Source organism: Streptomyces sp. IMTB 2501 (assembly GCF_001953885.1).
Lineage (GTDB): Bacteria > Actinomycetota > Actinomycetes > Streptomycetales > Streptomycetaceae > Streptomyces.
Genome location: NZ_MQUS01000007.1, coordinates 14822 through 40201, shown reverse-complemented (window position 1 = coordinate 40201; position 25380 = coordinate 14822). Strand labels below are relative to the sequence as shown.

The 25380-nt window shown below is 72.9% G+C and carries 23 protein-coding genes and 1 riboswitch; of the genes, 14 read left to right on the top strand and 9 right to left on the bottom strand.

Features of this window, described 5'->3' with window-relative positions; genetic code table 11:
* Position 1: 1 nt before the first annotated feature.
* From AV521_RS14025 to AV521_RS14010, 4 genes are all read right to left on the bottom strand, one after another.
* Positions 2-898 carry a dihydrodipicolinate synthase family protein gene (locus tag AV521_RS14025; RefSeq protein WP_076088133.1) on the bottom strand — a complete coding sequence of 299 codons (897 nt, stop codon included), beginning with the start codon at positions 896-898 and terminating at the stop codon, positions 2-4.
* 100 nt (positions 899-998) lie between these two features.
* Entirely contained in the window at positions 999-2396 is a 1398-nt protein-coding gene (locus tag AV521_RS14020; protein ID WP_076088131.1) for an NAD(P)/FAD-dependent oxidoreductase, read from the bottom strand.
* The gene (locus AV521_RS14015) at positions 2389-2691 is read right to left on the bottom strand and encodes a (2Fe-2S)-binding protein (protein ID WP_076088129.1); all 303 of its coding nucleotides are present in this window, start codon (positions 2689-2691) and stop codon (positions 2389-2391) included. The genes AV521_RS14020 and AV521_RS14015 overlap by 8 nt, the downstream gene beginning before the upstream one ends.
* The gene (locus AV521_RS14010) at positions 2688-3848 is read right to left on the bottom strand and encodes an FAD-binding oxidoreductase (protein ID WP_076088127.1); all 1161 of its coding nucleotides are present in this window, start codon (positions 3846-3848) and stop codon (positions 2688-2690) included. The genes AV521_RS14015 and AV521_RS14010 overlap by 4 nt, the downstream gene beginning before the upstream one ends.
* Positions 3849-4048: 200 nt before the next feature.
* Here AV521_RS14010 and AV521_RS50735 point away from each other — a divergent pair, with 200 nt between their 5' ends.
* From AV521_RS50735 to AV521_RS13975, 10 genes are all read left to right on the top strand, one after another.
* Entirely contained in the window at positions 4049-4171 is a 123-nt protein-coding gene (locus AV521_RS50735) for a putative leader peptide (RefSeq protein WP_256725546.1), read from the top strand.
* 76 nt (positions 4172-4247) lie between these two features.
* Complete coding sequence (locus AV521_RS14005) at positions 4248-5135, top strand: glutathione S-transferase C-terminal domain-containing protein (RefSeq protein WP_076088125.1); 888 nt, start codon at positions 4248-4250, stop codon at positions 5133-5135.
* 77 nt (positions 5136-5212) lie between these two features.
* A riboswitch (SAM riboswitch) is annotated at positions 5213-5324 on the top strand.
* Positions 5325-5357: 33 nt separating this feature from the next.
* On the top strand, positions 5358-5504 hold the full coding sequence (locus AV521_RS49270; protein ID WP_179023084.1) for a hypothetical protein: 147 nt from the start codon (positions 5358-5360) through the stop codon (positions 5502-5504).
* A gap of 171 nt (positions 5505-5675) precedes the next feature.
* The gene (locus tag AV521_RS14000) at positions 5676-6656 is read left to right on the top strand and encodes an amino acid ABC transporter permease (protein WP_076088123.1); all 981 of its coding nucleotides are present in this window, start codon (positions 5676-5678) and stop codon (positions 6654-6656) included.
* Positions 6653-7438 (top strand): amino acid ABC transporter ATP-binding protein, encoded by a 786-nt coding sequence (locus AV521_RS13995; RefSeq protein ID WP_076088121.1) that lies wholly within the window; start codon positions 6653-6655, stop codon positions 7436-7438. Before AV521_RS14000 ends, AV521_RS13995 begins: the two co-directional genes overlap by 4 nt.
* A gap of 47 nt (positions 7439-7485) precedes the next feature.
* Complete coding sequence (locus AV521_RS13990) at positions 7486-8511, top strand: transporter substrate-binding domain-containing protein (RefSeq protein WP_076088120.1); 1026 nt, start codon at positions 7486-7488, stop codon at positions 8509-8511.
* A 74-nt stretch (positions 8512-8585) separates the two neighbouring features.
* A complete protein-coding gene (locus AV521_RS13985) occupies positions 8586-9404 on the top strand; it encodes a GNAT family N-acetyltransferase (protein ID WP_076088118.1) in 819 nt (272 codons plus the stop codon).
* A gap of 15 nt (positions 9405-9419) precedes the next feature.
* A complete protein-coding gene (locus AV521_RS52660) occupies positions 9420-9596 on the top strand; it encodes a putative leader peptide (protein ID WP_371917035.1) in 177 nt (58 codons plus the stop codon).
* Between the two features lie 108 nt (positions 9597-9704).
* Positions 9705-10913: an LLM class flavin-dependent oxidoreductase gene (locus tag AV521_RS13980; RefSeq protein ID WP_076088117.1), complete on the top strand. Its 1209-nt coding sequence runs from the start codon at positions 9705-9707 to the stop codon at positions 10911-10913.
* 26 nt (positions 10914-10939) lie between these two features.
* Positions 10940-12322 (top strand): NtaA/DmoA family FMN-dependent monooxygenase, encoded by a 1383-nt coding sequence (locus tag AV521_RS13975; RefSeq protein ID WP_076088115.1) that lies wholly within the window; start codon positions 10940-10942, stop codon positions 12320-12322.
* Positions 12323-12443: 121 nt separating this feature from the next.
* Here the strand turns inward: AV521_RS13975 and AV521_RS13970 are convergent, their stop codons facing one another.
* Entirely contained in the window at positions 12444-13538 is a 1095-nt protein-coding gene (locus AV521_RS13970) for a M12 family metallopeptidase (RefSeq protein ID WP_076088113.1), read from the bottom strand.
* A 94-nt stretch (positions 13539-13632) separates the two neighbouring features.
* Between AV521_RS13970 and AV521_RS13965 the strand changes: the two genes are divergently transcribed.
* Complete coding sequence (locus tag AV521_RS13965) at positions 13633-15360, top strand: helix-turn-helix transcriptional regulator (protein WP_076088111.1); 1728 nt, start codon at positions 13633-13635, stop codon at positions 15358-15360.
* Between the two features lie 2 nt (positions 15361-15362).
* On the opposite strand, the gene AV521_RS13960 is transcribed toward AV521_RS13965, so the two are convergent.
* Positions 15363-17975, bottom strand: coding sequence for a CHAT domain-containing protein (locus AV521_RS13960; RefSeq protein WP_107480911.1), 2613 nt, complete (start codon positions 17973-17975; stop codon positions 15363-15365).
* Between the two features lie 77 nt (positions 17976-18052).
* On the opposite strand from AV521_RS13960, the gene AV521_RS13955 reads away from it, so the two are divergent.
* The 3 genes from AV521_RS13955 to AV521_RS13945 are packed head-to-tail and all read left to right on the top strand — an operon-like array spanning position 18053 to position 20594.
* A complete protein-coding gene (locus AV521_RS13955; RefSeq protein ID WP_076088108.1) occupies positions 18053-19483 on the top strand; it encodes a S8/S53 family peptidase in 1431 nt (476 codons plus the stop codon).
* The gene (locus tag AV521_RS13950) at positions 19480-20118 is read left to right on the top strand and encodes an RNA polymerase sigma factor (RefSeq protein WP_179023082.1); all 639 of its coding nucleotides are present in this window, start codon (positions 19480-19482) and stop codon (positions 20116-20118) included. Before AV521_RS13955 ends, AV521_RS13950 begins: the two co-directional genes overlap by 4 nt.
* Positions 20115-20594, top strand: coding sequence for a hypothetical protein (locus AV521_RS13945; protein ID WP_076088106.1), 480 nt, complete (start codon positions 20115-20117; stop codon positions 20592-20594). Before AV521_RS13950 ends, AV521_RS13945 begins: the two co-directional genes overlap by 4 nt.
* Positions 20595-20625: 31 nt before the next feature.
* On the opposite strand, the gene AV521_RS13940 is transcribed toward AV521_RS13945, so the two are convergent.
* From AV521_RS13940 to AV521_RS13930, 3 genes are all read right to left on the bottom strand, one after another.
* The gene (locus AV521_RS13940) at positions 20626-21861 is read right to left on the bottom strand and encodes a cytochrome P450 (protein ID WP_076088105.1); all 1236 of its coding nucleotides are present in this window, start codon (positions 21859-21861) and stop codon (positions 20626-20628) included.
* A 210-nt stretch (positions 21862-22071) separates the two neighbouring features.
* Positions 22072-22893 (bottom strand): N-formylglutamate amidohydrolase, encoded by an 822-nt coding sequence (locus AV521_RS13935; RefSeq protein ID WP_256725545.1) that lies wholly within the window; start codon positions 22891-22893, stop codon positions 22072-22074.
* A gap of 145 nt (positions 22894-23038) precedes the next feature.
* A complete protein-coding gene (locus AV521_RS13930; protein ID WP_076088103.1) occupies positions 23039-25258 on the bottom strand; it encodes an NADP-dependent isocitrate dehydrogenase in 2220 nt (739 codons plus the stop codon).
* Positions 25259-25380: the final 122 nt, after the last annotated feature.

Genomic DNA, 25380 nt, shown 5'->3' with positions numbered 1-25380 from the left:
CCTAGGCGAGGCCCGCGGCGGCGGCCTTCTCGGTGGCGGCCCGGACCTGGGCCTCCTGTTCGGGCAGCAGTGGCACGCGGGGTGGGCGCACCGGGCCGCCGTACCGGCCGACGATGTCCATGGACACCTTGATGGCCTGCACGAACTCCACCTTCGAGTCCCAGCGCAGCAGCGGGTGCAGCTGCCGGTACAGGGGGAGTGCGGTGGTGAGGTCGCCGGTCGCCGCGGCACGGTACAGCTCCACCGAGGCCCGCGGCAGCGCGTTCGGGTAACCGGCCACCCAGCCCTTGGCGCCCGCCACCGCCAGCTCCAGCAGGACGTCGTCGGCGCCGATCAACAGATCCAGTTCCGGGGCGAGTTCGGCGATGCGATAGGCGCGGCGGACGTCGCCGGAGAACTCCTTGACGCCATGGATGTGCCCCTCGCCGTGCAGCCGGGCGAGGAGTTCGGGCACCAGGTCGACCTTGGTGTCGATCGGGTTGTTGTACGCCACCACCGGCAGCCCCGCGCGGGCGACCTCGGCGTAGTGGGCGAGGACGGAACGCTCGTCGGCGCGGTAGGCGTTGGGCGGCAGCAGCATCACCGACGCGCAGCCCGCCTCGCCCGCCTGCTCGGCCCAGCGCCGGGCCTCCGCCGAGCCGTACGCGGCGACGCCCGGCATCACCCGCTCGCCGCCGATCGCCGCGACGGCCGTCTGCACCACCCGGGCGCGCTCCTCGGGCGTGAGCACCTGGTACTCGCCGAGCGAGCCGTTGGGTACGACGCCGTCACAGCCGTTGGCCACCAGCCAGGAGCAGTGCTCGGCGTAGCGGTCGTAGTCGATCGACAGGTCGTCGCGGAGCGGGAGCGCGGTGGCGACGAGGACACCGCGCCAGGGACGGTTCTGCGGATGGGTCATCTGTGGTCCCCAATCGAATGACGTGTGACATGGTACTGAGTTGGCGAGTTACTGAGTGCTCGAATGCAGTGGCTTGTGCCGGTCGTCTCGGTCCGGGCAGTCAGTCGTCCGGCAGACCGGCCAGAACGCCGAGCGGTACCGGCCGGGCGAACGGGCGGCGTCCCGCGGTGAGCGGGCATCCGGTCAGACCGGCCACCGCCGGTGCGCACATCCGGCCCTGGCACCAGCCCATCCCGGCCCGAGTGAGCAGCTTCACGGTGCGCAGATCGCCCGCGCCGAGCGAGCCCGTGGCGGTACGGACCGCGCCGGCCGTGACCTCCTCGCACCGGCACACCACCGTGTCGTCCGTGAGCCGTTCCGCCCAGCCCGCGGGCGGCGCGTACGCCGCTTCGAGCGCCGTGAAGAACGTCCGCAGCCGGGTCCTGGCCCGGGCGGCCGCCGCCCAGGAGCGCGGGTCGGGGGCGGTGCCGTACAGGCGGGTGGCGATCGAGCGGCCCGCGATGTGTCCCTCGGCGAGGGCGAGGGCCGCGCCGCCGATGCCGGTGGTCTCGCCGGCCGCCCAGACCCCGGGCACGTCGGTGCGCTGCTCGTCGTCGACCCGTACGGCCGTGCCGTCCGCCTCGGACAGTGCGCAGCCGAGCGTCTCGGCGAGGTCGGTGTGCGGCAGCATGCCGTGTCCGACGGCGAGGGTGTCACAGGGGATACGGCGTGCGCTGCCGGGCCTGATCCGCCCGGTCCTGTCCACGGCGGCGAGGGTGACCGCCTCCAGCCGCTCGGTGCCGTGCGCCTCCACGACGATGTGCCGGGGCAGCGTGCGGACCTTGTGGCGCACCAACTGCCCCGCGTACCAGGCCCCTTCGGCGAGTTTGCCGGGTTGTGCGGCGAGGGCCGGGGCGCGGCGCAGCAGGGCCCTGGGGTCGGCGGACTCGGCCAGCGCGACCACCCGCGCCCCGGCCGCGGCGAGCCCCGTGGCCACCGGCAGCAGCAGCGGTCCGGTGCCGGCCACCACGACCCTACGGCCGGGCAGCACCAGGCCGCCCTTGAGCATGGCCTGCGCGCCGCCCGCGGTGACGACACCGGGGAGCGTCCAGCCCGGAAAGGGCAGCACACGTTCGTAGCCGCCGGTGGCCAGCAGTACGGCGTCGGCGCGGACGGTGACCCCCTGCTCCTGTGCGGGGCCCCGCAGGGCGTGCACCGCGAAGGAGGTGGATCCCGGTCGCACGCACCACACGTGATGGTCCGTCAGGTGAGTGACGCGCCCGGCGCTGATGTGCCGGTCGAGGCCGTGCCGCAGCCGCTCCCAGGTGCGCCACTGGTGGTGCAGGGCCTCGGGGCGACGGGCGCCGAGGGCTCGGGCGGGCTGCCGGTAGAACTGGCCGCCCGCCTGGTCCGCCGCGTCGACGAGGGTGACCCGGACCCCCCGGGCGGCCGCCGCCAGTGCGCCGGCGAGTCCCGCCGGGCCCGCTCCGACGACAGCCAGATGCGCTCGCTCAGTCATCGTCCCGGCCCGTCCCCTCCTGTGTGCGGATCACATCGCCCGGATGGAGCGGCACCAGGCAAGCCCGTTGGTTCGCCCGCCCGTTGACGGTCACCAGGCAGTCGAAGCACACCCCGATCCCGCAGAACACCCCGCGGGGCCTGCCGTCGCCCCGGGTGCTCCGCCAGGCCGTCACGCCCGCCGCCCACAGCGCCGCCGCGACGGTCTGCCCGGACAGGGCCGTGAGGGGCCGGCCGTCGAAGGTGACGGTGAAGGCCTCGCCCGGCCCTGCTTGGGTCAACTCCAGGGGATTCATGGCGTGTCGCCTCCGTCGGTGTCGAACCGCTCCGGCCGGAACGGGGTGAGTTCCAGCTCCGGTGACTTCCCGGTGAGCGTCTGCGCGATCAACTGCCCGGTACCGGTGGCCAGTCCGATGCCGGCGCCCTCGTGGCCACAGGCGTGGAACAGCCCCGGCGCGCGCGGGTCCGGGCCGATCGCCGGCAGATGGTCGGGCAGGTACGGCCGGAAACCCGCGTAGGTCCGCAGCGCCCGCACTCGCTCCAGGAAGGGGAACAGCCCGATCGCCCCGGCCGCGAGCGCCCGTACCGCCGGGAGCGAGAGCGAGCGGTCGAAGCCGACCCGCTCCCGGCTCGCGCCGATCAGTACCGGCCCGGCGGCCGTGCCCTCCACCACCGGCGAAGTGCGCAGGGCGGCCGAGTCGCTCGCGACATCGGCCACATAGTCAGCGGCGTACACCTTGTGCCGGACCATACGCGGCAGTGGCTCGGTGACCAGGACGAAGCCGCGTCGCGGGAGTACCGGCAGCCGGACGCCGGCGAGCGCCGCGAGGTCGCCGCCCCAGGTGCCGGCCGCGTTCACCACCGCCGGTGCGTGCAGGTCGCCCCGGTCGGTGCGGACACCGGCGACCGCGCCGTCCGCCGTGCGCAGTACGCCGGTCACGGTCCAGCCGGTGTGCAGGCGGGCCTCGCAGGCGCGGAGCAGGTGGGCGGCGGCGAGGGCGGGCATGACCTGGGCGTCCTGCGGATAGTGCACTCCGCCGGCCATGCCGGTGGACAAGTGGGGCTCCAGGGCGGGCAGTTGGTCCGCCGCCACCGGTTCGGCCTCGACTCCGGCGGTCCGCTGGGCGGCGGCGAAGGTGTGCAGTGCGGTGAGGCTCTCGGGGGTGGAGGCGACCACCAGGCCGCCCTTGGGCTCGAACTCGACGGCCGTACCCAACTCGTCGCCCAGGCGCGACCACAACCGGGCCGACAGCAGGGCGAGGTCGAGTTCGGGGCCCGGTTCCTTGTCGGACACGAGCAGGTTGCCCTCGCCCGCACCGGTGGTACCGCCGGCCACCGGGCCGCGGTCCACCACCCGCACATCGAGCCCGGCCCGTGCGGCGTACAAAGCGCAGGCCGCGCCCACCATTCCGGCTCCTACGACCACGACGTCGCAGGTCATTCGCTTCGCCACAGCAGTAATATGTCACATGGCGCAGATTTTGAGGAGGCCTCGGCGGCTTCGTTTCGATACAGCGGCTTCATTTCGATGCGGCTCCGCACCCCTCGGGCCGGCTGTGCCCCCGGAGTCCTGAGCGTGGACGCCCTCTTGACGTCGCAAGGAGCCCCGACCGACACTCCGGAGTGGGAATCCTAGTGAACAGGTAGGGAATGATGACGCGCCTCGAAACGGTCGGCGGCCGAGGGAGCCGTATGCCGTTCCGCGCGCCCCTGCTCACCTCCCGCCGGCACATCGATCTGCTGCGCGTCTGCAGCGCGATCAGCCTTCACCACTGAGCCGGGCGCCCGGCGCCCGTCGGCCGACGCCGCCCGTCGGCGCATACCTCCGCACGCCCACCACCCGGGGAGACGCATGTCCATCACTCCGCTCGCCGCCGTTCCGTCCGTCCACCGGGCCGCCCCCGTCTTCCGGGGCCGGATCGGCCAGGACGCGCGCAGCGGCCACTACGCCGTGGCGCACCGCTACCGGCTCCATCTGTCGACCGCCTGTCCCGACGGGCTGCGCCTCGCCGTCGGGCACGGCCTCCTCGGCCTGGACGCGGCCTGTCCGGTCACGTTCCTGCCCGCCGTCCCGGACTGTCCCGGCGGCGGACACTCCGCGCTGCGCCCGCTGTACGAGGCGAGCGCCCACCACTTCACCGGCCCGGCCCTCGCGCCCGTGCTCAGCGACGACTGGTCCGGCCGTATCGTCAGCGCCCACGCCCCCGACATCCTGCGCGACCTCGACCGCTTCCCGCGCGAGGGCCATGTCTCGCTGTACCCGTGCGGCCTGGAGTCCGTGATCGAGGCTGTCGAGCGGATGTGTGCCGAGGGGATCGAGGAGGCCGCGCAGCGCGCCGGACAGGCCGGCGCCGGCCCGGCCGAGCGGGCTGCCGCCCTCGACGTGCTCCTCGACACCCTGGGCCGGCTGGAGAGCCGGCTGGCCGGAGAGGAGTACCTGGCCGACGACCGGCTCACCGCCGCCGACGTCGAACTGTGGGTAACGCTGGTGCAGTTGGACACCGTCCACCGCCACCACCTCGACGCCTCCGCCGTGCACCGCATCGCCGGTCACCGCGCCCTGTGGGCCTACGCCCGCCGGCTGGCCGCGCACCCCGCGTTCGGCCGCCCTCTCGACCTCGACGGCATCTCCCGCCGTCACCACGGCCGTTGCCAGGGCCTGGAAGCCGCCGGAGCCGCCGTCCAGATCCTGGACTGGGCGGGTCTCGCCGCGGATGCCGAGGACGCTTCCCGCAGGTGAGGGCGGGCGCGTGACGTCCGCTGCGTGGACGGCCGTTGACATTCGAACGGACGACTGCCTTACTTGCGGCTCAGAACGGTCATGAGCGTCAGCGACAAGCCCTGGCTCGCTGACCGGCAACCCTCGCATCGCGGTGGGGTGCCCCAGGTGACGACCGGACCGGAATGACGTTTTCGGTAAGCGCGAGGGCCCCGCTGGGCCGGAACAGTGACAGGTGACGCCATGTACGCAGCTTCGAGGACGGCCGCGAGCCGCCCGCACGGCTGCGTACGGCCGTACGCCGGGCTCCTCGTCGCCGACCGCGCCGTCGATCTGCTCCGCGTCAACAGCGCACTGTGTACCGCGCCGGGCCGTGCCCGCCGGGGCTGACGTCCCTTTCCAGCCCGCGCGTTCCTGAGGCACACCGCCCCCGCGGTGTGCCGTCGCCCGCCCCGCCCCCGGTCCCCGTGCGCCGTCGTGCGCCGCCTCGTGCCGTAGTGCCGTCGCGGCTCCACGTGTTCGCCGCGCGTCCCGGGGTGTCCGACTCCGCCGGAGCCCGTCATGAGTGAACCCCCAGGCGCCGCCGTATCCCTCGCCGAGGCGCCCCCCACCGACTCACCGTCAAAACCTCTCAAAGCCCAGCGCGTTCAGCCACTGCGCCGCCCCGGCCGGTGGATCGCCACCGCCGTCGTCCTCGTGCTCGTCGCGCAGATCCTGCACGGACTGGCCACGAACCCGTTCTACCAATGGGACCGCTTCCGCTACTGGTTCCTGCGGCCCACCGTCCTCGACGGGCTCCTCGTCACCCTCGAAGTCGCCGCGCTCAGCGCCGTGCTGGGCCTGCTCGGCGGCATCCTGCTGGCCCTCGGCCGCCAGTCGGGCAGCCCGGTCCTGCGCGCCGTGAGCTGGACCTACACCTGGCTGTTCCGCTCGGTGCCGCTGATCGTCGTCCTGATCTTCCTCTACAACTTCTCGGCCCTGTACAAGACTCTGAGCCTCGGCATTCCCTTCGGGCCGGCCTTCGTCACCTTCGACGAGTCGCGCCTCGCCACCGACATGACGGTCGCCGTGGTCGGGCTCAGCCTCAACGAGGCGGCGTACGCGGCGGAGGTCGTACGCGGCGGCATCCTCTCCGTCGACCAGGGCCAGCACGAGGCGGCGGCCGCTCTCGGCCTGCCCAGGCGCTACCAGTTCACCCGGATCGTCCTCCCGCAGGCTCTGCGGTCCATCACTCCGAACTATGTCAACCAGCTCATCGGCCTGATCAAGAGCACCTCGCTGGTGTTCTACGTCTCGCTGCTGGACCTGTTCGGCTCCGTGCAGACCATGGGCAGCACCTACCCCGGCGACATCGTGCCGCTGCTGCTGGTCGCCACCGTCTGGTACCTGATCCTCACCAGCGCCGTGTCCGTCGTCCAGTACTACGTCGAGCGGTACTTCGCGCGGGGCGCCACCCGCACCCTGCCGCCGACCCCGCTGCAGAAGGCACGCGCGGGCCTTGCCGAGTTCCGGGCCCGGCTGCGCAGGGAGGCCGCCGTATGACCGCCACCGGCACACCGGCCCCGGCCGCGCTGGAGGTCCACGACGTCCACAAGTGGTACGGCACCCATCGTGTGCTGGACGGCATCGACCTGACCGTGCGCCCCGGCGAGGTCACCGTCGTCATCGGCCCCTCCGGCTCCGGCAAGTCCACCCTGCTGCGGGTCGTCAACCACCTGGAGAAACCCGACGCCGGCCACGTCAGCGTCGGCGGCGAGCCGATCGGCGTCAAACGCGGCAGCGGCGGCCGGCTGAAGGAGCTGAGCGAGCGTGCCATCCTCGTCCAGCGCAGCCGTATCGGCTTCGTCTTCCAGAACTTCAACCTCTTCCCGCACCTGACAGTCCTCGACAACGTCGCCGCCGCGCCCGTCGCGACCGGGAAGCTGAGCAGGCCCGAGGCGCTGGAGCTGGCCCGCGAACTGCTCACCCGGGTCGGCCTGGGTGACCGTACCGACGCCTATCCGCGCCAGCTGTCCGGCGGACAGCAGCAGCGCGTTGCCATCGCCCGCGCCCTCGCACTGCGCCCCGGCATCATCCTCTTCGACGAGCCGACCTCCGCGCTCGACCCGGAACTGGTCGGTGAGGTGCTGGCCGTCATCCAGGACCTCACCACCAGCGGCACCACCCTGGTCATCGTCACCCACGAGATCGGCTTCGCCCGCGAGGTCGCCGACCGGATCGTCTTCCTCGACGGCGGCCGGATCGTCGAACAGGGCCCGCCCCAGGAGGTCCTGGACCGGCCCCGGCACGAGCGCACCCGGGACTTCCTGGCCAAGGTCCTCTGACATCCCTCCCCGGCCACCATCACCCTCACCGAACGACAAGGACAGCCATGCGCAGCCAGCTCTCCCGACGCAGCCTGATACGCGGCATCACCGCGGCGACCGCCGTCGCCACCCTGGCCACCGGGCTCGCCGCCTGCGGTGGCGACAGCGATGCGGCCACCACCACCGACGGAGCCAAGTCCGGCGAGGTCGTCATCGGGCAGGTCTCCAACGGGGCCGCCCGGCAGACCACCATCAAGGTGTCCGAGGTGAAGTCCATCAGCGCCGAACTGCCCGCCTCCCTCCGCAGAAGCGGCAAGCTGGTCATCGGCGAGGGTGCCCTGCCGGCCGGGTTCCCGCCGCTGGCGTACGTGGGCGGCGACCAGAAGACCCTCACCGGCTCCGAACCCGACCTCGGGCGCCTGGTCGCCGCCGTCTTCGGCCTCAAGCCCGAGCTGAGGAACTTCACCTGGGAGAACCTCTTCGTCGGCATCGACAGCGGCAAGGTCGACGTGGCCTTCTCCAACGTCACCGACACCGAGGAGCGCAAGAAGAAGTACGCGTTCGCCTCCTACCGTCAGGACAACCTCGCCTTCGAGGTGCCGAAGAAGAGCACCTGGAACTTCGGCGGAGACTACGAGAACCTCGCGGGCAGGACCGTCTCCGTCGGCTCCGGCACCAACCAGGAGAAGATCCTCCTGAAGTGGAAGGCCAAGCTGGCCGAGCAGGGCAAGAAGGTCACCATCAAGTACTACCCGGACCACAACAGCACCTATCTCGCGCTGGCCAGCGGCAAGATCGACGCCTACTTCGGCCCCAACCCCGGCATCGCCTACCACGTCACCCAGGTCGCGAACACGGCCGACGCGACACGGAACGCGGGCAAGGTATCCGGCGCGGGCGTGACCCTCCAGGGCCTGATCGCGGCGACCGCGAAGAAGGACAGCGGTCTCGCCAAGCCGCTCGCCGACGCCGTCAACTACCTGATCGAGCACGGTCAGTACGCCGAGCTGCTGACGGCATACAACCTCTCCAACGAGGCCGTCGCCAAGTCCGAGGTCAACCCGCCCGGCCTGCCCCTGGACAACTCCTGACCCACCCTCCACCCCAACCGAACCGAACCGAACCGAACTGAACCGAACCGAGCCGAGAGGGAGGCTCCGCCTCCGTGTCCCTCCAGACCGACCTCCGCAAAGACGGAGCCGAATCCGGCACCCGTGCGCTCGACAACGCCGTCTGGGCCGCCCTGACCGGCCCGCAGGTCCACCTGGCCGAGCGCCTGGGCCGCGCCGCCCGCTACCAGGAAGGCGTCTACGCCTTCGCCGCGCTCGCCGACCCGGCGGACCCGGCCGCCTGGCACGACCTGCGGGCCCTCGTCGGCCCCGGAACCACCGTACGGATCAAGCCCGTCGACCGGGTGCCCGACGGCTGGCGGCTCGAAGGCGGCGGAGAAGGCGTGCAGTTGGTGGATGTCGCGCTGCGCGCGCAACCGGCTCCGGAAACGGTGCGGCTCGGGCCCGCCGACGTCCCCGAGATCCTCGGCCTCGTCGCCCGCACCCGGCCCGGACCGTTCCTGGAACGGACCGTCGAGATGGGCACCTACCTCGGCATCCGGCACCAGGGGCGGCTGATCGCCATGGCCGGGGAGCGTCTGCGGCTGCCCGGCTGGACCGAGATCAGCGCGGTCTGCACCGACCCCGACCACCGGGGCCGGGGGCTGGCCACCCGGCTGGTGCGCGCGGTCGCGTGGGGCATCCGGGAGCGCGGGGACACCCCGTTCCTGCACGCGGCTGCCGACAACACGCGCGCGATCCGGCTCTACGAGTCGATCGGGTTCACCCTGCGTCGCCGCAACCGGATCGTGCGGGTCCGCAGCGCGGGAGCGGACGGGTCCGCCGGAACGGGCGCCTGCGCGGGAACGAACAAGTCCGCGGAACAGGCGCATGGTCGGGAACAACCGACGCCGGCCGTGCGTTGTGACTCATGACGGGATCCGGTTGCGATGTATGACGAGATCCGCCAGGCGGCCGAGACGGACCGCCCAGGCCGACGGACGGAGGTGACGGTCGTGATACGAGTGCTCCCGCTGTGCGCCCCGCACCCCTACCGCTCCGTCCGCCTGCACTCCCGGCCGCACATAGATCTCCAGCGCGTGTCCGCCGCGCTCTGTCGCCACTGACGTATCTCCCGGGCCGAAGGCCCGGGCCTCCTCCTGCCGCGCTCGCCCTCGCCGACGCCCGCCGCGGCGAGCCGGTGTTCTCGTACGGACATCAAGGAAGGCACGGACGTGTCCTCAACTCCCGCTTCTCTTCTGCACCTTGCCGTCGCACTGGACGGCACCGGCTGGCACCCCGCCTCCTGGCGCGAGCCGGTCGCCCGCCCCCGGGACCTGTTCACCGCCGGCTACTGGGCCGACCTGGTCGCCGAGGCCGAGCGCGGCCTCATCGACTTCGTCACCCTCGAAGACGGCCTCGGCCCGCAGTCCTCCCACTTCCTCGACCCGGACGAGCGCACCGACCAGGTACGCGGCCGGCTCGACGCGGTCCTCATCGCCTCCCGTGTCGCCCCCCTCACCCGGCACATCGGCCTGGTGCCGACCGTGGTGTCCACACACACCGAGCCGTTCCACATCTCCAAGGCGATCGCCACCCTCGACTACGTCAGCACCGGCCGCGCCGGCCTGCGCGTGCAGGTCAGCGGCCGCCCGAACGAGGCCGCCCACTTCGGCCGCCATACCATCCCCCGGATCGAGGCCTACGACAGCCCGGCCGCCCAGGACGTGATCACCGAACTGTTCGACGAGGCCGCCGACTACGCGGAAGTGGTGCGCCGGCTCTGGGACAGCTGGGAGGACGACACCGAGATCCGGGATACCGCGACGGGCCGCTTCATCGACCGGGACAAGCTGCACTACATCGACTTCGAGGGCCGCCACTTCAGCGTCAAGGGCCCCTCGATCACGCCCCGGCCGCCCCAGGGCCAGCCGCTGGTCACCGCCCTCGCCCACCAGTCGGCCGGGTACCGGCTCGTGGCCCACAAGGCCGACATCGGCTACGTCACCCCGCACGACGGGGACCAGGCCCGCGCGATCGTCGCCGAGATCCGCGCCGGGCAGCGGTCGGCAGGCCGGGCCGGGGACACCCTGCATGTCTTCGGTGACCTCGTCGTCTTCCTCGACGACAGTCCGGCGCAGGCGGAGGCGCGCCGCGACCGCCTGGACACACTCGCCGGTGAGCCGTACACCAGCGACGCCCGGATCTTCACCGGCACGGCAGCCCAACTCGCCGATCTGCTGGAGGAGTTGCTGGAGAGCGGGCTGACCGGATTCCGGCTGCGGCCCGCCGTCGCCGGTCACGACCTGCCCCGCATCAGCCGCGACCTGGTGCCCGAACTCCAGCGCCGAGGCCGCTTCCGCGACGCCTACGAGGCCGACACCCTGCGCGGCCTGCTCGGCCTCGCCCGCCCCGCCAACCGCTACGCCGCATCCGTCGCCTGAGCAGCCGGAGAGGACGACCGCACCCCATGAGCAAGCCGCTGAAGCAGATCCACCTGGCCGCGCACTTCCCCGGCGTCAACAACACCACCGTGTGGAGTGACCCGGCCGCCGGCAGCCACATCGAGTTCAGCTCCTTCGCGCACTTCGCACGGACCGCCGAACGCGCCAAGTTCGACTTCCTGTTCCTCGCCGAGGGGCTCAGGCTGCGCGAACAGGGCGGCAAGATCTACGACCTGGACGTCGTCGGCCGCCCCGACACCTTCACCGTGCTCGCCGCGCTGGCTGCCGTCACCGACCGGCTCGGCCTGACCGGCACCATCAACTCCACGTTCAACGAGCCGTACGAGGTGGCCCGCCAGTTCGCGAGCCTCGACCACCTCTCCGGCGGCCGCTCCGCGTGGAACGTCGTCACCTCCTGGGACGCCTTCACCGGCGAGAACTTCCGGCGCGGCGGCTTCCTGCCGCAGGAGGAGCGCTACTCCCGCGCCAAGGAGTTCCTCGCCACCGCGCATGAACTCTTCGACTCCTGGCGCGGCGACGAGATCCTGGCCGACCAGGCCGGCGGCACCTTCCTTCGGGACGCCCAGGCAGGCGCCTTCGTCCATCACGGACAGCACTTCGACATCCACGGCCGGTTCAACGTCCCGCGCTCCCCGCAGGGCCGTCCGGTGATCTTCCAGGCGGGCGACTCCGACGAGGGCCGCGAGTTCGCAGCCTCCGGCGCCGACGCGATCTTCAGCCGGTACTCGACGCTGAAGGAGGGCCAGGCCTTCTACACGGACGTCAAGGGCCGGCTCGCCAAGTACGGCCGCCGCCATGACCAGTTGCTCATCCTGCCCGCCGCGACGTTCGTCCTCGGCGACACCGACCAGGAGGCCGCCGAACTCGCCCGCGAGGTCCGCCGCCAGCAGGTCAGCGGTGCCACCGCCATCAAGCACCTGGAGTTCGTCTGGAACCGGGACCTGTCGGCGTACGACCCGGAGGGCCCGCTGCCCGACGTCGACCCGGTGGTCGGCGAGGACCACATCTCCCGGGGCCGCGCCCAGGTGCGCATGTACCGGGACCCGATCGCCATCGCCCGTGAGTGGCGACAGCTCGCCGAGGCCAACAAGTGGTCCATCCGAGATCTGGTCATCAACACCGGCAACCGGCAGACCTTCGTCGGCGCCCCGGCAACGGTCGCGCAGACCATCAACGACTTCGTGCAGGCGGACGCCTCCGACGGCTTCATCCTCGTCCCGCACATCACGCCCGGCGGCCTCGACCCCTTCGCCGACAAGGTCGTACCCCTGCTCCAGGAACAGGGCGTGTTCCGCACCGACTACGAGGGCACGACCCTGCGCGACCACCTCGGCCTCGCCCACCCGGACACGGCCTCCACCGGCTCGCCCGAACGGGCGGCGTCGTGAAGCGGCCGGTGCTTCGACGCCCTGGGACGTAAGTGTGGCCGCGGACGTCACCTCCCCCGCAGGTGACGTCCGCGGCCGCTTCCCCCGGTGCCGGACTGTGGCCGGTGTCGTCCGTGTGCCGTCACCAGCACATGACGGCTGTCTCTCCCGATCCCCACGTCGAGTACAGCCGGACGCGGACGACATAGCGCCGGCCCTTGACGAGCCGGACGCGGACGGCGGCGTTGTCCGGGGCGCCGCCGTCGTCGTGGCCCGCGAGGAAGCGCGGCACCCCGTCGCGCTCCTCGAAGACCACGAGCACGGTGTCGGCGTCACCGAAGGTGCCCACGGTGTAGTCGCGGGTCTCCGGCGGCTCGACGGTGAAGTCGGCCTGTTCGCCCGGCCCGAGGCCGAGCGGCGCCGACCGGAACGGCACCAGCGCGGCCGGCCCGGAGGGGTCGGCGGGCGGATACCAGCGCAGCACGAACTCCTTGTCGGCCGGCGACGGCCCGTCCGACGGATCCAGCCCCCCGCGGTACTGCTCCGGCTCCAGCACCAGTCCCGGCCCGAACGGGAACGTCATCACCGACTGCGGGTCCCACACCGAGCCGCTCGCCTCGCCTGCGTCCAGCGTGCGCAGGACGTTCGTGTACGTCGTCTCCCGGCTCCAGAAGTTCGGCGGGCCCGCCAGCTCGGCGTACACGGCCTCGTCGTCCCAGTGCAGCCCGGCATGAGGGCTCTGGTGCTCGTGCACCATGCCGAGCGCGTGCCCGATCTGATGCAGGACCGCTCCGCGCTCCCCGGGCCCGGTCATATCCCAGCCCAGATTCATGGTGCGCTCGCTCCGGCCGACCGACAGCGCCTCCCGGCCCACCGCCGACCAGGAACCGCCGCCGGCCTGGAACCCGATCCGCAGCTCCGCCTCGCGCCGGTCGCCGACCTCGGCGAACGTGACACCGATGCCGAGCCCCTGCCATTCGCGAAAGGCGTCGCGCACCACGGCCCGCTGCTCCTGGCCGCCCGCCCACGGCATCCGGCGCAGCTCCCCGGTCCCGGGAACCGGGATCACCGAGGCGGCGGAGCCGTCGTGGACGTCGTCGAAGAAGGCGTAGTGCAACACCGTGCCGTTGACCCACATCCGCCGCCCGGCGAGCAGCGCGCCCAGCCGCTCGGCGGTCAGCCCCGGTGCGAAGCACGGGGCCGGCTGCCGCGGGAGCGAACAGAGGCGTCGGGTCATGCGGCCAGCCTGCCCGCACTCCGCTGCCGGCGCCTGAGTCGGGGGCTACTCAAGTCGCCCTGTATCAAACCTGAGTACAAGCCCTCTGCATCATGTGAGCACTGACGAACAGGACGCGAAGACGCTGGAGCTGCCCTGGCCGTTCACCGGCCGGGACGCCGAACTGGAGCTGGTGCGCGGGGCGTCGGCCGTCGGCCGTCCCGGCATCGTGGTGACCGCACCGGCCGGCCACGGCAAGACCCGGTTGATCACCGAGGCGGTCCGGGACACGGAGCACACCCTGGTGACCGGCACGCCCGAGGCCCGGAACCTGCCCCTCGCGGCCTTCGCCCACCTGCTGCCCGACTCCGTCTCGCCGCACCGCGCGGTGCGGATCCTGTCCGGCGTCCGGCTCCTCGTCGTGGACGACGCCCATCTGCTGGACGAGGCATCGGCCGCCGTCGTCCACCAGCTCGCCGTACACGGCCGTACCCGGCTCGTCGTCGCCGCCGTGGACGGCGCGCCCGCGCCCGCCGCCGTGTCCCGGCTGTGGACCGGGGAGCTGCTGCCCCGGCTGGCCCTCGAACCCCTGCCCTGCGAGGACACCGCCCTGTTGCTCGCCGCCGCCGGGCTGGAACCGCTCACCGTGCGCCGACTGCACCGGATGTGCCAGGGCGATCTGCGGCTGCTGCGTGACCTGGTCGCCGCGCTCGGCCAGGCCGGACGGCTGACTTCCGTTCCCGGCACGAGGGAGCGGGCCTGGCGGGGAGCACTGCCGGTCACCGCGGCCGTACGGGAGCGGGTTGCGCCCGTGCTGGAACGCGCCCACCCCGGTGAGCGGGACATTCTCGAGCGCCTCGCGTTCGCCGAGCCGCTGCCCCTGCCCGTGGATCACTTCGACTTGGCCGTTCTGGAGCGCCTGGAGACGGACGGTCTGATCCGTGTCGACGACCAGGGTGACGCCGTCACTCTCGCCGTTCCCCTGCACGGGGCGGCCCTGCGGGCCACGGCCGGGCGGCTGCGGGCCCGTCGGCTGGCGTCCGGTGCTCCTGCCGCGTACGGCCCGGCTCTGGAGGCCGAAGAGCGGCTGCTGGTACGGAGGATCGAGCACCTCGATGTCCGGGCGCTGCCGACGCCCGTGGGGGAGTGGCTGGTCGCGGAGAGCGCCCTGCTGCCTGCCGGGTACGCGGCCGTACGCGCCCGGTTCGCGCGGCTGCGGGGTGAGGTACGGGACGCTGCCGCTTGGGCTCGGGAGGGGTTGCGGGGTGCGCCGGGGGACGCGGCATGCCTTACCGAACTCCGTTCGGCTGACGGCGAGTTGGGGGAGGCGGGCGGTGGCGATGCGTACGACCCGTACAACGCCGTACGCCTCGGTGAACCCGAACGGGCCGCCGGGCGGCTGCCTGCCGGCAGTGTCCTCGCGCGGCACGCGGACGCGCTGGCGCGGGGAGACGGGGCCGGACTGGACCGGGTGGCCGAGGATCTGGAGGAGCGCGGGTTCTCGCTGTTCGCGGCGGAGGCGCGGGCGCAGGCTGTGCGGGTGCATCGGGACCCGCGGGCGGCGAGGGTCTCGCGTACCCGGGCGGTTGCGCTCGCCCGTCGGTGCCAGGGCGCGCGCACACCGGCGTTGGCGGGGCTTGTGCTCGGTGAACTGACGGCGCGGCAGCGGCAGATCGTGACGCTCGCTGCGGCGGGGCTCAGCAACCGGGAGATCGCCGAGCGGTTGACCTTGTCCGTGCGGACGGTGGGGAATCATCTGTACAGCGCGTACAGCCGGTTGGGGACAGGGGACCGGGGAGCGTTGCCCTGGCTGGTGGAGTTGCCGGAGTGCGAGTCGGCCTAGCGTCACGCCGCCCCGAACGCCGCGAACGCCCACCCCGTTGCCTGGTGGACCGGGTCCTCGGGCAGGGTGGCGCGGGCGTCGCGGAGGGACTCGGCCAGGGAGAGGCCCGTGTCGAGGCCCTTGTGGAGGGCGAGCATCAGGGGGACCACGGCCGCGTCGTTGACCGGGGCGCTGCTCGCCACCACTCCCGCCGTGCCGAGCGGCAGCAACGCGGTGACCAGGCCGAGGAGTTCGTCGGCGCCGACGGAGGCGAGGCGGGCCGTGTCGCAGCTGGAGAGGATGATCCGGTACGGGCTGCGGGTGAGCCGTTCGAAGTCGTGGACGATCAGTGGGCCGTCGGCCATGCGCAGGGCCGAGAAGAGGGGGCTGTCCGCACGGAACGTGCCGTGGGCCGCGAGGTGGGCGAGGGCCGCGCCGTCGAGGTGTTCCAGGACGCGCGGGACCTGCGCCTCGTCGCCCTCCAGGACCGTCGCCGTGCCGTAGCGGTCAGCCAGTTCGGGTACTTCCGCGCCGCCGGTGGCGAGGCCGGGGCCGCGGACCAGCAGTTGCCGCCCGCCCGGCGGCGGCTCGGTCTCGCGGGCGCGCAGCCAGCTGCCCGCCGACGGCGACACGCTGAGCACCCGGTCCCGCAGCGCGGGCAGCAGCGCCCACGGCACCCGGTGCAGCGCCCCCGGCGGCACGATCACCACCGGGCCGGAGCCCAGGTGGGCCGCCGCGCCGCCCAGGAGCAGCTCCTGCAGCCGCAGGCCCGCTGCCTCCACCAGCGGCAGCCGGGCCTCGGCGCCGGGGTGGGCGAGCCGGCGCAGCCCGGCCTGCACGTACTCGGCCTCGGCGACCGCCTCGGCCAGCGGGCCGCCGGTGAAACGCCGCACCCGGCCCTGGCCGCACAGCAGGACGTGCACGCGTCCGTCGACGACCGCGAGTTCGACCAGACGTGCCTCACCGAGGCGGTCCAGCAGCCGGGCCGCGTCGAAGCGGTCGCCCTCGTACGGGGCGGCCCCGCGGATGTGGTGGGTGCGGGAGCGGATCTCCCGCTCCAGCCGCCGCTGTTCGCGATCCAGCGCGGGCACCGGGCGGCCCTCCATCCGCGCCTCCTCGGCGCGGGCCGCGATCTCCCGGTAGGCGGTCAGGCCGCTCAGCAGCGCCGGGTCGGCGGGCGGCCGGGTGGGCGGCGCGGACAGCACGGTCGCCCGCCAGCGCTCGCTCCACTCCAGCAGCCGCCGCGGGGTGCCGTGGGCGAGGCTCACCTCCTGGGCCAGCGCGGCCAGTTCGGCGCCCTGTGCGGTGGTGTGGGCCCGCAGTTCCGAGGCGCCGAGCGTCATCCGGTGGTCGTCCAGCACGTCCAGTCCGCACCGGCAGGCCTCCAGCACGCCCCGCCGGGACCCGGCCGCCCGCGCCCGGAGCGCCTGCGCCGCCCAGCCGGTCACCCGGGCCGGCGGCGGCCCGCCGTGCCGGCTGCGCGCGGCCACCGCCAGGTGCCGTTCCGCGTCGGCCGTCCAGCCCAGCGACAGCGCGATGCGTCCCGCGAGCAGCGAGGCCTCCGGTGCGGCGGGCGAGCCGAAGGAGGCCAGCTTCCCGGCGACCGCCGCCGCGTCCGCGACCAGCCGTCCCGAGCGGCGCCCGGCCGTCACCCGCGCCTCGATCAGCACCAGCCGGGCGTGCGTCTCCCACCACGTCCGCCGCTGTGCGGCGAACAGCCGTACGGCGACGGCGGCGCGGGCTATCGCGGTGTGCGCGTCCCCGGCCGAGCGGGCGGCTCGCGCGGCCGCCAGCAGCAGCTCGGCCTTGCGGGTCGACTGCCCGCCGATCCGGTCCAGCAGCGCGATCGTCGCGTCCGCCTCGGCGAGTGCCTCCGGGGCCAGCCCGGCCGCCATCAGCACCTCGCAGCGGCGGATCGACAGCATGTAGGTGGGCGTGCCGAGTTTGCCGTACCGCTCCTCGGCCTCGTCCAGCAGCCGTAGCGCCGCCGGGATGTCCCCGGAGCGGAACGCGGCGAGGCCCCGGCTCTCCACCGCGTCCGCCTTGTCGTGCTCCTGGCCCGTGGTGTCCCACAGCCGCTCCGCCGCCGTGAAGTCCGCCACCGCCCGGTCCACCGCGCCCAGCGCCAGATGGACGGTGGCCCGCAGGGTCAGCGCCCGCGCGGTCCAGATGTCGTCCCCGACCTGCCGCAGCACGGGCAGCGCCCGACGTACGTCCTCCAGCGCCTCCCGGTGCCGGCCCAGCACCCACCACACGTACGCCCGCCGGTACAGCACCCGGGCCCGGGTGTGTCCGGTACCGCGCGCGACTCCCCGCTCGAACGAGGTGAGCCCCTGCCGCGTGCGCCCCGCGTGCACCAGTGCGACCCCGAGCGTCGCGAGCACATCCGCCTCGCGGTCGGCCGACTCGGCGCGCGCGGCCAGGTCCCGTGCGCGGCGCAGATGCCGCAGCGCGATCCGCAGGTCGCCGAAGTCCCGCTGCCAGATGCCCAGTACCTGGTGGGCGACGCTGGCGGGCAGCGGCTGCGGCCCGGTCCGCAGCACCTGTTCCGCGCGCGACCGGGCCGCGCCCGGGTCGGCGAACACCAGGGGCAGCAGTTCGAGAACCGACTCGCCTTCCGCTGTCACGCATCGCATGGTAGTGGCCTGCTGTATCAGACGGTGGCCCCACGGCTCTCACTGTCGAACACCGTCTTGTCGGGGGAGGAGACACCATGGCACCACAGCGTTTCCACGAGCAGTTCGATCACATCCAGCGGGCGATGCCCGATGTCGCCCTGGCGCTGGGCCCGTACGACGACGACACCGCGCACTTCCTGTACGAGAAGGGCGTGGTGCTCGCCCGGGACGGCGAGGATGCCCGGGTCGTCGAGGACACCGTGCGCGCCCACTTCACCGCGACGGCGGGACTCGTCCCCGACCATGTGCGCCGGGACGGCCCGCACACCAACCGCACCGGAGTGACCCGCATCCGGATCGGCGACCCCGCCGAGGGCATCGACACCGTCCCGCACGCCCTGCGGGCCCTGCGCGAGGCCGAGGACCGCCAGGGCCGCCGCCTGGTCAGCCGTAACCACGTCGTACACATCGCGGTCAACGCATGCCCGAGCGACGAGCCGGTGCCCGTGCCGCGCACCCAGCCGCCCAACCCGGCCGCCGCCGAGGGCCGTTACGACGCGGACAGCGCCGCCCGGGTCCTGGTGCTCGACACCGGCCTGGTGCACGACCACCGCGACTACCCGCTGCTCGCGCACACCACGGGCGACACCGAGCCGGCCGAGACCGGCGCCGACGGGGTGCTGCGCCAGTACTCCGGGCACGGCACGTTCATCGCCGGGATCCTCGCGGCCGTCGCGCCCAACACCGACGTGACCGTACGGAACACCCTGAGCGACGCGGGCGCGATCCTGGAGTCCGAGTTCGGCGCCCGGCTCTTCGAGGCGGTCGACGAGGACGGCTGGCCCGACATCATCAGCCTCTCGGCCGGCACCACCACCGAGGGCGTCGACGGGCTCATCGGCCTGGACGCGTTCATGCGGGAACTGCGCGAGCGGCGCACCCTGCTGGTGGCCGCCGCCGGCAACAACTCCAGCAACGCGCGGTTCTGGCCCGCCGCCTACGCCGGCCTGCCCGAGTACGCGGACAGCGTGGTGTCGGTCGGCGCGCTGAGCGCGGACGGCGAGAGCGAGGCCTGCTTCAGCAACCACGGCCCCTGGGTGCGGGTCTTCGCCCCGGGCGAGCGTCTCACCAGCGCACTCACCGGCTTCGCCGCGCCCGTGCCGTACGTCTACCAGCACTCCACCTACGACGCCTGCCGGTTCGGCTTCGACTACTCCTGCACCTGCCAGTTCCCGCGCCACACCGGTGTGTTGAGCGAGGGCAGGGAGAGCACCGGCGCCAAGCCGCACCAGGTGATGTTCGACGGGCTCGCGCAATGGAGCGGTACCTCCTTCGCCACACCGGTCGTCGCGGGGCTCGTCGCCGCGCGGATGACGGCGTACCAGGACCGCGACCCGCGCGCCGCCGGCGAGCGGCTGCTGGCGTCGGCCACGCACAGCGCCGAGGTGCGCGGGGCACACGTCACGGTGCTCCGGCCGCCCACCTGGCGCCCGGCGCCGGTCGTCGACCCGGCCGTGCCCGTATGAGGTCCGGGACGCTCCGCTCCACGGCGTACGATGACGTGCCGTACACGAAGGGTGGAGCCGTGGACCGCACAGAGGTCGGCGCGCTGGTCCAGTCCGCCGTCGACGGAGACGCCGCGGCCTGGAAGGCGTTGGTGGAGGGGATGAGTCCGCTGGTGTGGTCGGTGGTGCGTGCGCACCGGCTCTCCGACGCCGACGGACACGAGGTCTACCAGACCGTGTGGTTCCGCTTCGCCCAGCACCTGGGCCGTATCCGCGAGCCCGACAAGGCCGGTGCGTGGCTGGCCAGCACGGCCCGCAACGAGTGTCTGAAGGTGCTCAAGGCGGTGGCCCGGCTGACGCTGACGGACGACCCGCGGGTGCTGGACCGGGCGAGCGAGGAGCAGACTCCGGAGGAGTCGCTGATCGCTTCGGAGGAGGCGGCGGACCGTGCCGAGCGGGTGCGCCGCCTGTGGCAGGAGCTGGACGGGCTGGGGGAGCGCTGCCGGCAGCTGCTGCGCGTGCTGGTGGCCTCCCCGCCGCCCAGCTATGTGGAGGTCTCGGCCGCGCTCGGCATAGCGGTCGGCAGTATCGGACCCCTGCGGCAGCGCTGTCTGCGCCGGCTGCGGGCCCGGATGAACGCACGGGGTGCGGCATGAGCGGTTACGACGAAGTGCCCGAGGAGGGCCCGGCGGACGACGAGGCGGCGGACGGACTGCTGGAGGAGGAGCTGCGCCAGGCCGCCGCGGTCCTGGACCCGGTGCCGGACGTCCTGCGCCAACTGGCCCTGGACGCCTATGCCTTGCACGACCTCGACGCGAAGATCGCCGAGCTGACCTTCGACTCCCTCGTGGACGCGCTGCCGGTGCGGGGGGTCACGGACGCACCGCGGATGCTGACGTTCCGCGCGGGCGAGGTCACCGTGGACGTCGAGGTCACCGAGGACGGGCTGATCGGGCAGGTGCTGCCGCCGCGGTCAGCGCGTATCGAGGTGCTCGGCGGACCGCAGACCGTCCGCCCGGTCGCGGTCGACACCCTCGGGCGGTTCACCAGTGACACGACGCCGGCCGGTCCGTTCGCCCTCAGGCTGCGGACCGGCGCGGAGGTGATCGTCACCGAGTGGCTGCGGACCTGAGTCCGGTCCGGCGGACCGGGGCACCATCCGGTCAGGCGGACCAGGTCACGGGCAGCGTCTGCGGGCCGCGGATCATCGTCCGGTGCCGCCATCGCACCTGGTCGGCCGGTACCGCGAGCCGCAGCCCGGGCAGCCGGTCCAGCAGCGTGTCGACCAGCAGCTCGGTCTGCAGCCGGGCCAGCACGGTGCCGGTGCAGAAGTGCGGGCCGTTGCCGAACGCCACGTGCGGGTTCGGATCGCGGTCGGGGTCGATGCGGTCCGGGTCCGGGAAGACGGCGGGGTCGCGGTTGGCGGCGAGGTAGGAGACGTAGACCGGCTCGCCCGCGGCGATCCGGTGGCCGGCGATCTCCACGTCCTCCAGCGCGATCCGGGCCAGCCCGACGGAGCTGCGGTGCGGGATCCACCGGTACAGCTCGTCCAGCACCGGGCCGCGCGCCTCGGGACGTGCCCGCATCCGCTCCATCAACTCCGGCCGCGTCAGCATCAGATACAGCATCTGCCCGCAGTTGTGCGTCACGGCCTCGCCGCCGATCTGCAGCGGGCCGGCCAGCCCGACGGCCTCCGCCTCGCTGATCTCGCCGCGCGCCACGGCCCCGCCGAGCATCGAGTAGACGTCCTCGCCCGGGCTCGCGGCACGGGCCCGGACGGTCGCGGTGATCCACCCGTACAGGCCGTCCTTGGCCCGGCCGGCCGCCTCGACGCCGTTGGTGGAGATGATCTCCCGGGTCCAGGTGTGCACCTGCTCCCGGTCCTCGGCGGGCACGCCCATCACCTCGCTGACGACGGTGAGCGGGAACGGTTCCAGCACCCGCTCGATCAGATCGGCCGGCGGCCCGTCCCGTACGACGCCTTCCACCAGCTCGTCCAGGACGGCCTGCGCGCGGGGCCGCAGCCGTTTCATCGCGCTCACCGTGAAGGCACCGGCGACCGGCTTGCGCAGCCGGTTGTGGTCGGGCTGGTCGGCCCAGGCGAGCGAGCCCGGACGGGGCGCGAAGTTCGGTGCCATCCGGGTCACCTGACGGCTCGTCACCTCGGTACGGCTGAAGCGCGGATCGTTGGTGATCAGCTTCACGTCGTCGTAGCGTGTCGCCAGCCACGCCCAGCCCTCACCGAACGGCAGCCGGATCCGGGTCAGCGGCCCCTCGCGCATGAGGCCGGCGAGGGCCGGGTCGAAGTCGGTCCCGTCCAGGTCGGGTGTGATCCAGTCCCGTACGGGCGGCGGGGCATGCGGTGGGGCCTGCCCGGTGAGCGTGCTCTCCTCGGTCATGCGCACCACACTGGTATGGGCAGCGGCGGCTGTCCTGTGGGAGTGCGCCAGGTGGGGGGCGGGGCGCCTGGGACCTGTCCGGCGGATCAGGTCGCAGGACATCGGCGGCATCTCTGCCGGACAGGCCCTGGTGGGGTGCCGCGTGTGCCGTTCGGCGGCCGCGGCGGCGTGGTGGTTGACCGCGCCGTTCCCCGCGCCCTGACGGGCGCTTCAGACCACGTCGATGAGTTCGGCCAGCGCGTGCGCCAGCCGCTCCAGCCCCGGCCCCGCCGCCCCGCCCGGCTCGGTCATGTACGTGTCCCTGCGGATCTCCAGCATCAGGGCCCCGACCCGGGCGTCGGTGCCGTAGAACCCCAGCGGTACGTACGTCCCCGCGAAGGGGCTGTCGAGCCCCGTCTCCCCGCAGACCGCGAACGCCTCGCGGGCCGCCTCGGCCAGCTCCGGCGGAGTGTGGAAGGCGTCCGTGCCCAGGCATACCGCGGGCCGCGGCCCGTCGCCGTGCAGCTCGTAGGGGAGCGGACCGGTCGGATAGGAGTGCACGTCGATCACCACGGCCCGCCCGGTCGCGGCCAGCCGGTCCGCGACCGCCTCGGTCATGGCTCGCGCGTACGGCCGGAAGTACCGGGCCAGCAGCGGTTCCGGATCGGTGTCCGTGGGCCGCAGCTCGGCCCGGTGCGTGGTCCGTGTGTACACGGCGCCCATGCCGACGGCCGTCATCTCCTCCCGCTCGTCCGGGAACCGCTCCGGGTCCACGACCAGCCGGGACAGCCGGTTCACGAACCGCCAGGGCCGGACGGCGGCCAAGGCGGCGGCCCGCTCGGCCAGGTCGGCGGTGTGCGCGTCCGTGATGTGGTCCAGCTCCCGCTCCAGCGCACCGTCGTCCAGCACGATCCCCCGGCGCACTTCCTCCGGAATCCCCCGCGCCGAGTGCGGCACATGCAGCAGCACGGGCGACTCGGGGGCGCCGGGCAGGAGTGCGTACGAGGGGGACGGCGGGGTGGGCACGGCTGCTCCCAGGAGGTCGGTGGACAAGACGGCACATCGAGAGCCCCGAGTGGATCAGCTGTTCAACTCCCGTGCAAACAGGCCCACTTGGCGCGCAAACGGCTCCGCCCCGGCCGGGGGTGCCGACCGGGGCGGAGCTTCACTCACGTGAGCGGCCCGGGGGCCGCAGGCACTAGCTCAGGGACGCCAGCGCGTCGTTCCAGGTGGCCGACGGGCGCATGACCGCGTCCGCCTTGGCCTTGTCGACCTGGTAGTAGCCGCCGATGTCGGCCGGGGAGCCCTGGACCGCGAGCAGTTCGTCCACGATCTTCTGCTCGTTCGCGGCGAGGGTCTCGGCGAGCGGCGCGAAGGCCTTGGCCAGGTCGGCGTCGTCGGTCTGCCTGGCCAGCTCCTGCGCCCAGTACAGGGACAGGTAGAAGTGGCTGCCGCGGTTGTCGATGCCGCCGACGCGGCGGGTCGGGGACTTGTCCTCGTTGAGGAAGGTCGCCGTGGCGCGGTCGAGGGTGTCGGCGAGGACCTTGGCGCGGGCGTTGCCGGTGGCCTCGGCGTACTGCTCGAAGGACGGCACCAGGGCGAAGAACTCGCCGAGGGAGTCCCAGCGCAGGTAGTTCTCCTTGACCAGCTGCTGGACGTGCTTCGGCGCGGAGCCGCCGGCGCCCGTCTCGAACAGGCCGCCGCCCGCCATCAGCGGGACGACCGACAGCATCTTGGCGCTGGTGCCCAGCTCCAGGATCGGGAACAGGTCGGTCAGGTAGTCACGCAGCACGTTGCCGGTGACGGAGATGGTGTTCTCGCCGCGGCGGATGCGCTCGACGGAGAACTTGGTGGCCTCGACCGGGGACAGGATCTTGATGTCCAGGCCCTCGGTGTCGTGCTCCGGCAGGTACGCCTTGACCTTCTCGATCAGCACCGCGTCGTGGCCGCGGTTCTCGTCCAGCCAGAACACCGCCGGGTCGCCGGTGGCGCGGGCGCGGGTGACGGCCAGCTTGACCCAGTCGCGGATCGGGGCGTCCTTGGTCTGGCAGGCGCGGAAGATGTCGCCCTTGGCGACGGCCTGCTCCAGGACGACGTTGCCGGCGGTGTCGACGAGGCGGACCGTGCCGTCGGCCGGGATCTCGAAGGTCTTGTCGTGGGAGCCGTACTCCTCGGCCTTCTGTGCCATGAGGCCGACGTTCGGCACCGTGCCCATGGTGGCCGGGTCGAAGGCGCCGTTGGCGCGGCAGTCCTCGATGACGGCCTGGTAGACGCCGGAGTAGCTGTGGTCCGGCAGGACCGCGAGGGTGTCGGCCTCCTGGCCGTCCGGGCCCCACATGTGGCCGGACGTGCGGATCATCGCGGGCATGGAGGCGTCCACGATGACGTCCGACGGGACGTGCAGGTTGGTGATGCCCTTGTCGGAGTCGACCATGGCCAGGGCCGGGCCCTCGGCCAGCTCGGCGTCGAAGGAGGCCTTGATCGCGTCGCCCTCGGGCAGGTTGCCCAGGCCGCCCAGGATGGCGCCGAGGCCGTCGTTCGGGGACAGGCCGGCCGCGGCGAGCGTCTCGCCGTACTGCTCGAACGTCTTCGGGAAGAAGGCGCGCACCACGTGGCCGAAGATGATCGGGTCGGAGACCTTCATCATCGTGGCCTTCAGGTGCACGGAGAACAGGACGCCCTCCTGCTTGGCGCGGGCGACCTGAGCGGCGAGGAACGCCTCCAGCTCGGCGACGCGCATGACGGAGGCGTCGACGACCTCGCCGGCGATGACCGGCAGGGCGCCCCGCAGCTCGGTGGTGGAGCCGTCCGCGCCGACCAGTTCGAAGCGGAGCGTGTCGTTCTCGGCGATGACCACGGACTTCTCGGTGGAGGCGAAGTCGTTCTCGCCCATCGTCGCCACATTGGTCTTGGACTCGGAGGTCCAGGCGCCCATGCGGTGCGGGTGGGTCTTGGCGTAGTTCTTCACCGACGCCGGGGCGCGGCGGTCGGAGTTGCCCTCACGCAGCACCGGGTTGACGGCGGAGCCCTTGACCTTGTCGTAGCGGGCGCGGATCTCGCGCTCCTCGTCGGTCTTCGGGTCGTCCGGGTAGTCCGGCAGGGCGTAGCCCTTGCCCTGCAGCTCGGCGACGGCGGCGCGCAGCTGCGGGATGGACGCCGAGATGTTGGGCAGCTTGACGATGTTGGCCTCGGGAGTCTTGGCCAGGTCACCCAGCTCGGCCAGCGCGTCCGGGATGCGCTGGTCCTCGTTCAGGTACTCGGGGAAGTGGGCGATGATGCGTCCGGCCAGCGAGATGTCCCGGGTCGTCACGGGCACACCGGCCTGCGAGGCGTACGCCTGGATCACCGGCAGGAACGAATGCGTCGCCAGGGCCGGGGCCTCGTCTGTGTAGGTGTAGATGATGGTCGAGTCAGTCACCGGGTGCTCCGCTCCACGTCTGCAACATTGCTCGACATCAAGATATCTCGTGATCGGGGTCGGCTCGACAGGGGTCCCGGCCGGAAAAGGTGCCGCGTCGGCGCAACCTGAAACCGCCTCCA

Bases quoted from the DNA above. Each gene is read 5' to 3' on its own strand.
- AV521_RS13945 (WP_076088106.1), top strand. From the start codon at position 20,115: ATGAGCGGTTACGACGAAGTGCCCGAGGAGGGCCCGGCGGACGACGAG.
- AV521_RS14005 (WP_076088125.1), top strand. From the start codon at position 4,248: ATGTCCATCACTCCGCTCGCCGCCGTTCCGTCCGTCCACCGGGCCGCC.
- AV521_RS14025 (WP_076088133.1), bottom strand. From the start codon at position 898: ATGACCCATCCGCAGAACCGTCCCTGGCGCGGTGTCCTCGTCGCCACC.
- AV521_RS13940 (WP_076088105.1), bottom strand. From the start codon at position 21,861: ATGACCGAGGAGAGCACGCTCACCGGGCAGGCCCCACCGCATGCCCCG.
- AV521_RS13950 (WP_179023082.1), top strand. From the start codon at position 19,480: ATGAGGTCCGGGACGCTCCGCTCCACGGCGTACGATGACGTGCCGTAC.
- AV521_RS49270 (WP_179023084.1), top strand. From the start codon at position 5,358: ATGTACGCAGCTTCGAGGACGGCCGCGAGCCGCCCGCACGGCTGCGTA.
- AV521_RS14000 (WP_076088123.1), top strand. From the start codon at position 5,676: ATGAGTGAACCCCCAGGCGCCGCCGTATCCCTCGCCGAGGCGCCCCCC.
- AV521_RS13960 (WP_107480911.1), bottom strand. From the start codon at position 17,975: ATGCGATGCGTGACAGCGGAAGGCGAGTCGGTTCTCGAACTGCTGCCC.
- AV521_RS13970 (WP_076088113.1), bottom strand. From the start codon at position 13,538: ATGACCCGACGCCTCTGTTCGCTCCCGCGGCAGCCGGCCCCGTGCTTC.
- AV521_RS13995 (WP_076088121.1), top strand. From the start codon at position 6,653: ATGACCGCCACCGGCACACCGGCCCCGGCCGCGCTGGAGGTCCACGAC.
- AV521_RS13990 (WP_076088120.1), top strand. From the start codon at position 7,486: ATGCGCAGCCAGCTCTCCCGACGCAGCCTGATACGCGGCATCACCGCG.
- AV521_RS13955 (WP_076088108.1), top strand. From the start codon at position 18,053: ATGGCACCACAGCGTTTCCACGAGCAGTTCGATCACATCCAGCGGGCG.
- AV521_RS14015 (WP_076088129.1), bottom strand. From the start codon at position 2,691: ATGAATCCCCTGGAGTTGACCCAAGCAGGGCCGGGCGAGGCCTTCACC.
- AV521_RS13975 (WP_076088115.1), top strand. From the start codon at position 10,940: ATGAGCAAGCCGCTGAAGCAGATCCACCTGGCCGCGCACTTCCCCGGC.
- AV521_RS14020 (WP_076088131.1), bottom strand. From the start codon at position 2,396: ATGACTGAGCGAGCGCATCTGGCTGTCGTCGGAGCGGGCCCGGCGGGA.
- AV521_RS52660 (WP_371917035.1), top strand. From the start codon at position 9,420: ATGTATGACGAGATCCGCCAGGCGGCCGAGACGGACCGCCCAGGCCGA.
- AV521_RS50735 (WP_256725546.1), top strand. From the start codon at position 4,049: ATGACGCGCCTCGAAACGGTCGGCGGCCGAGGGAGCCGTATGCCGTTC.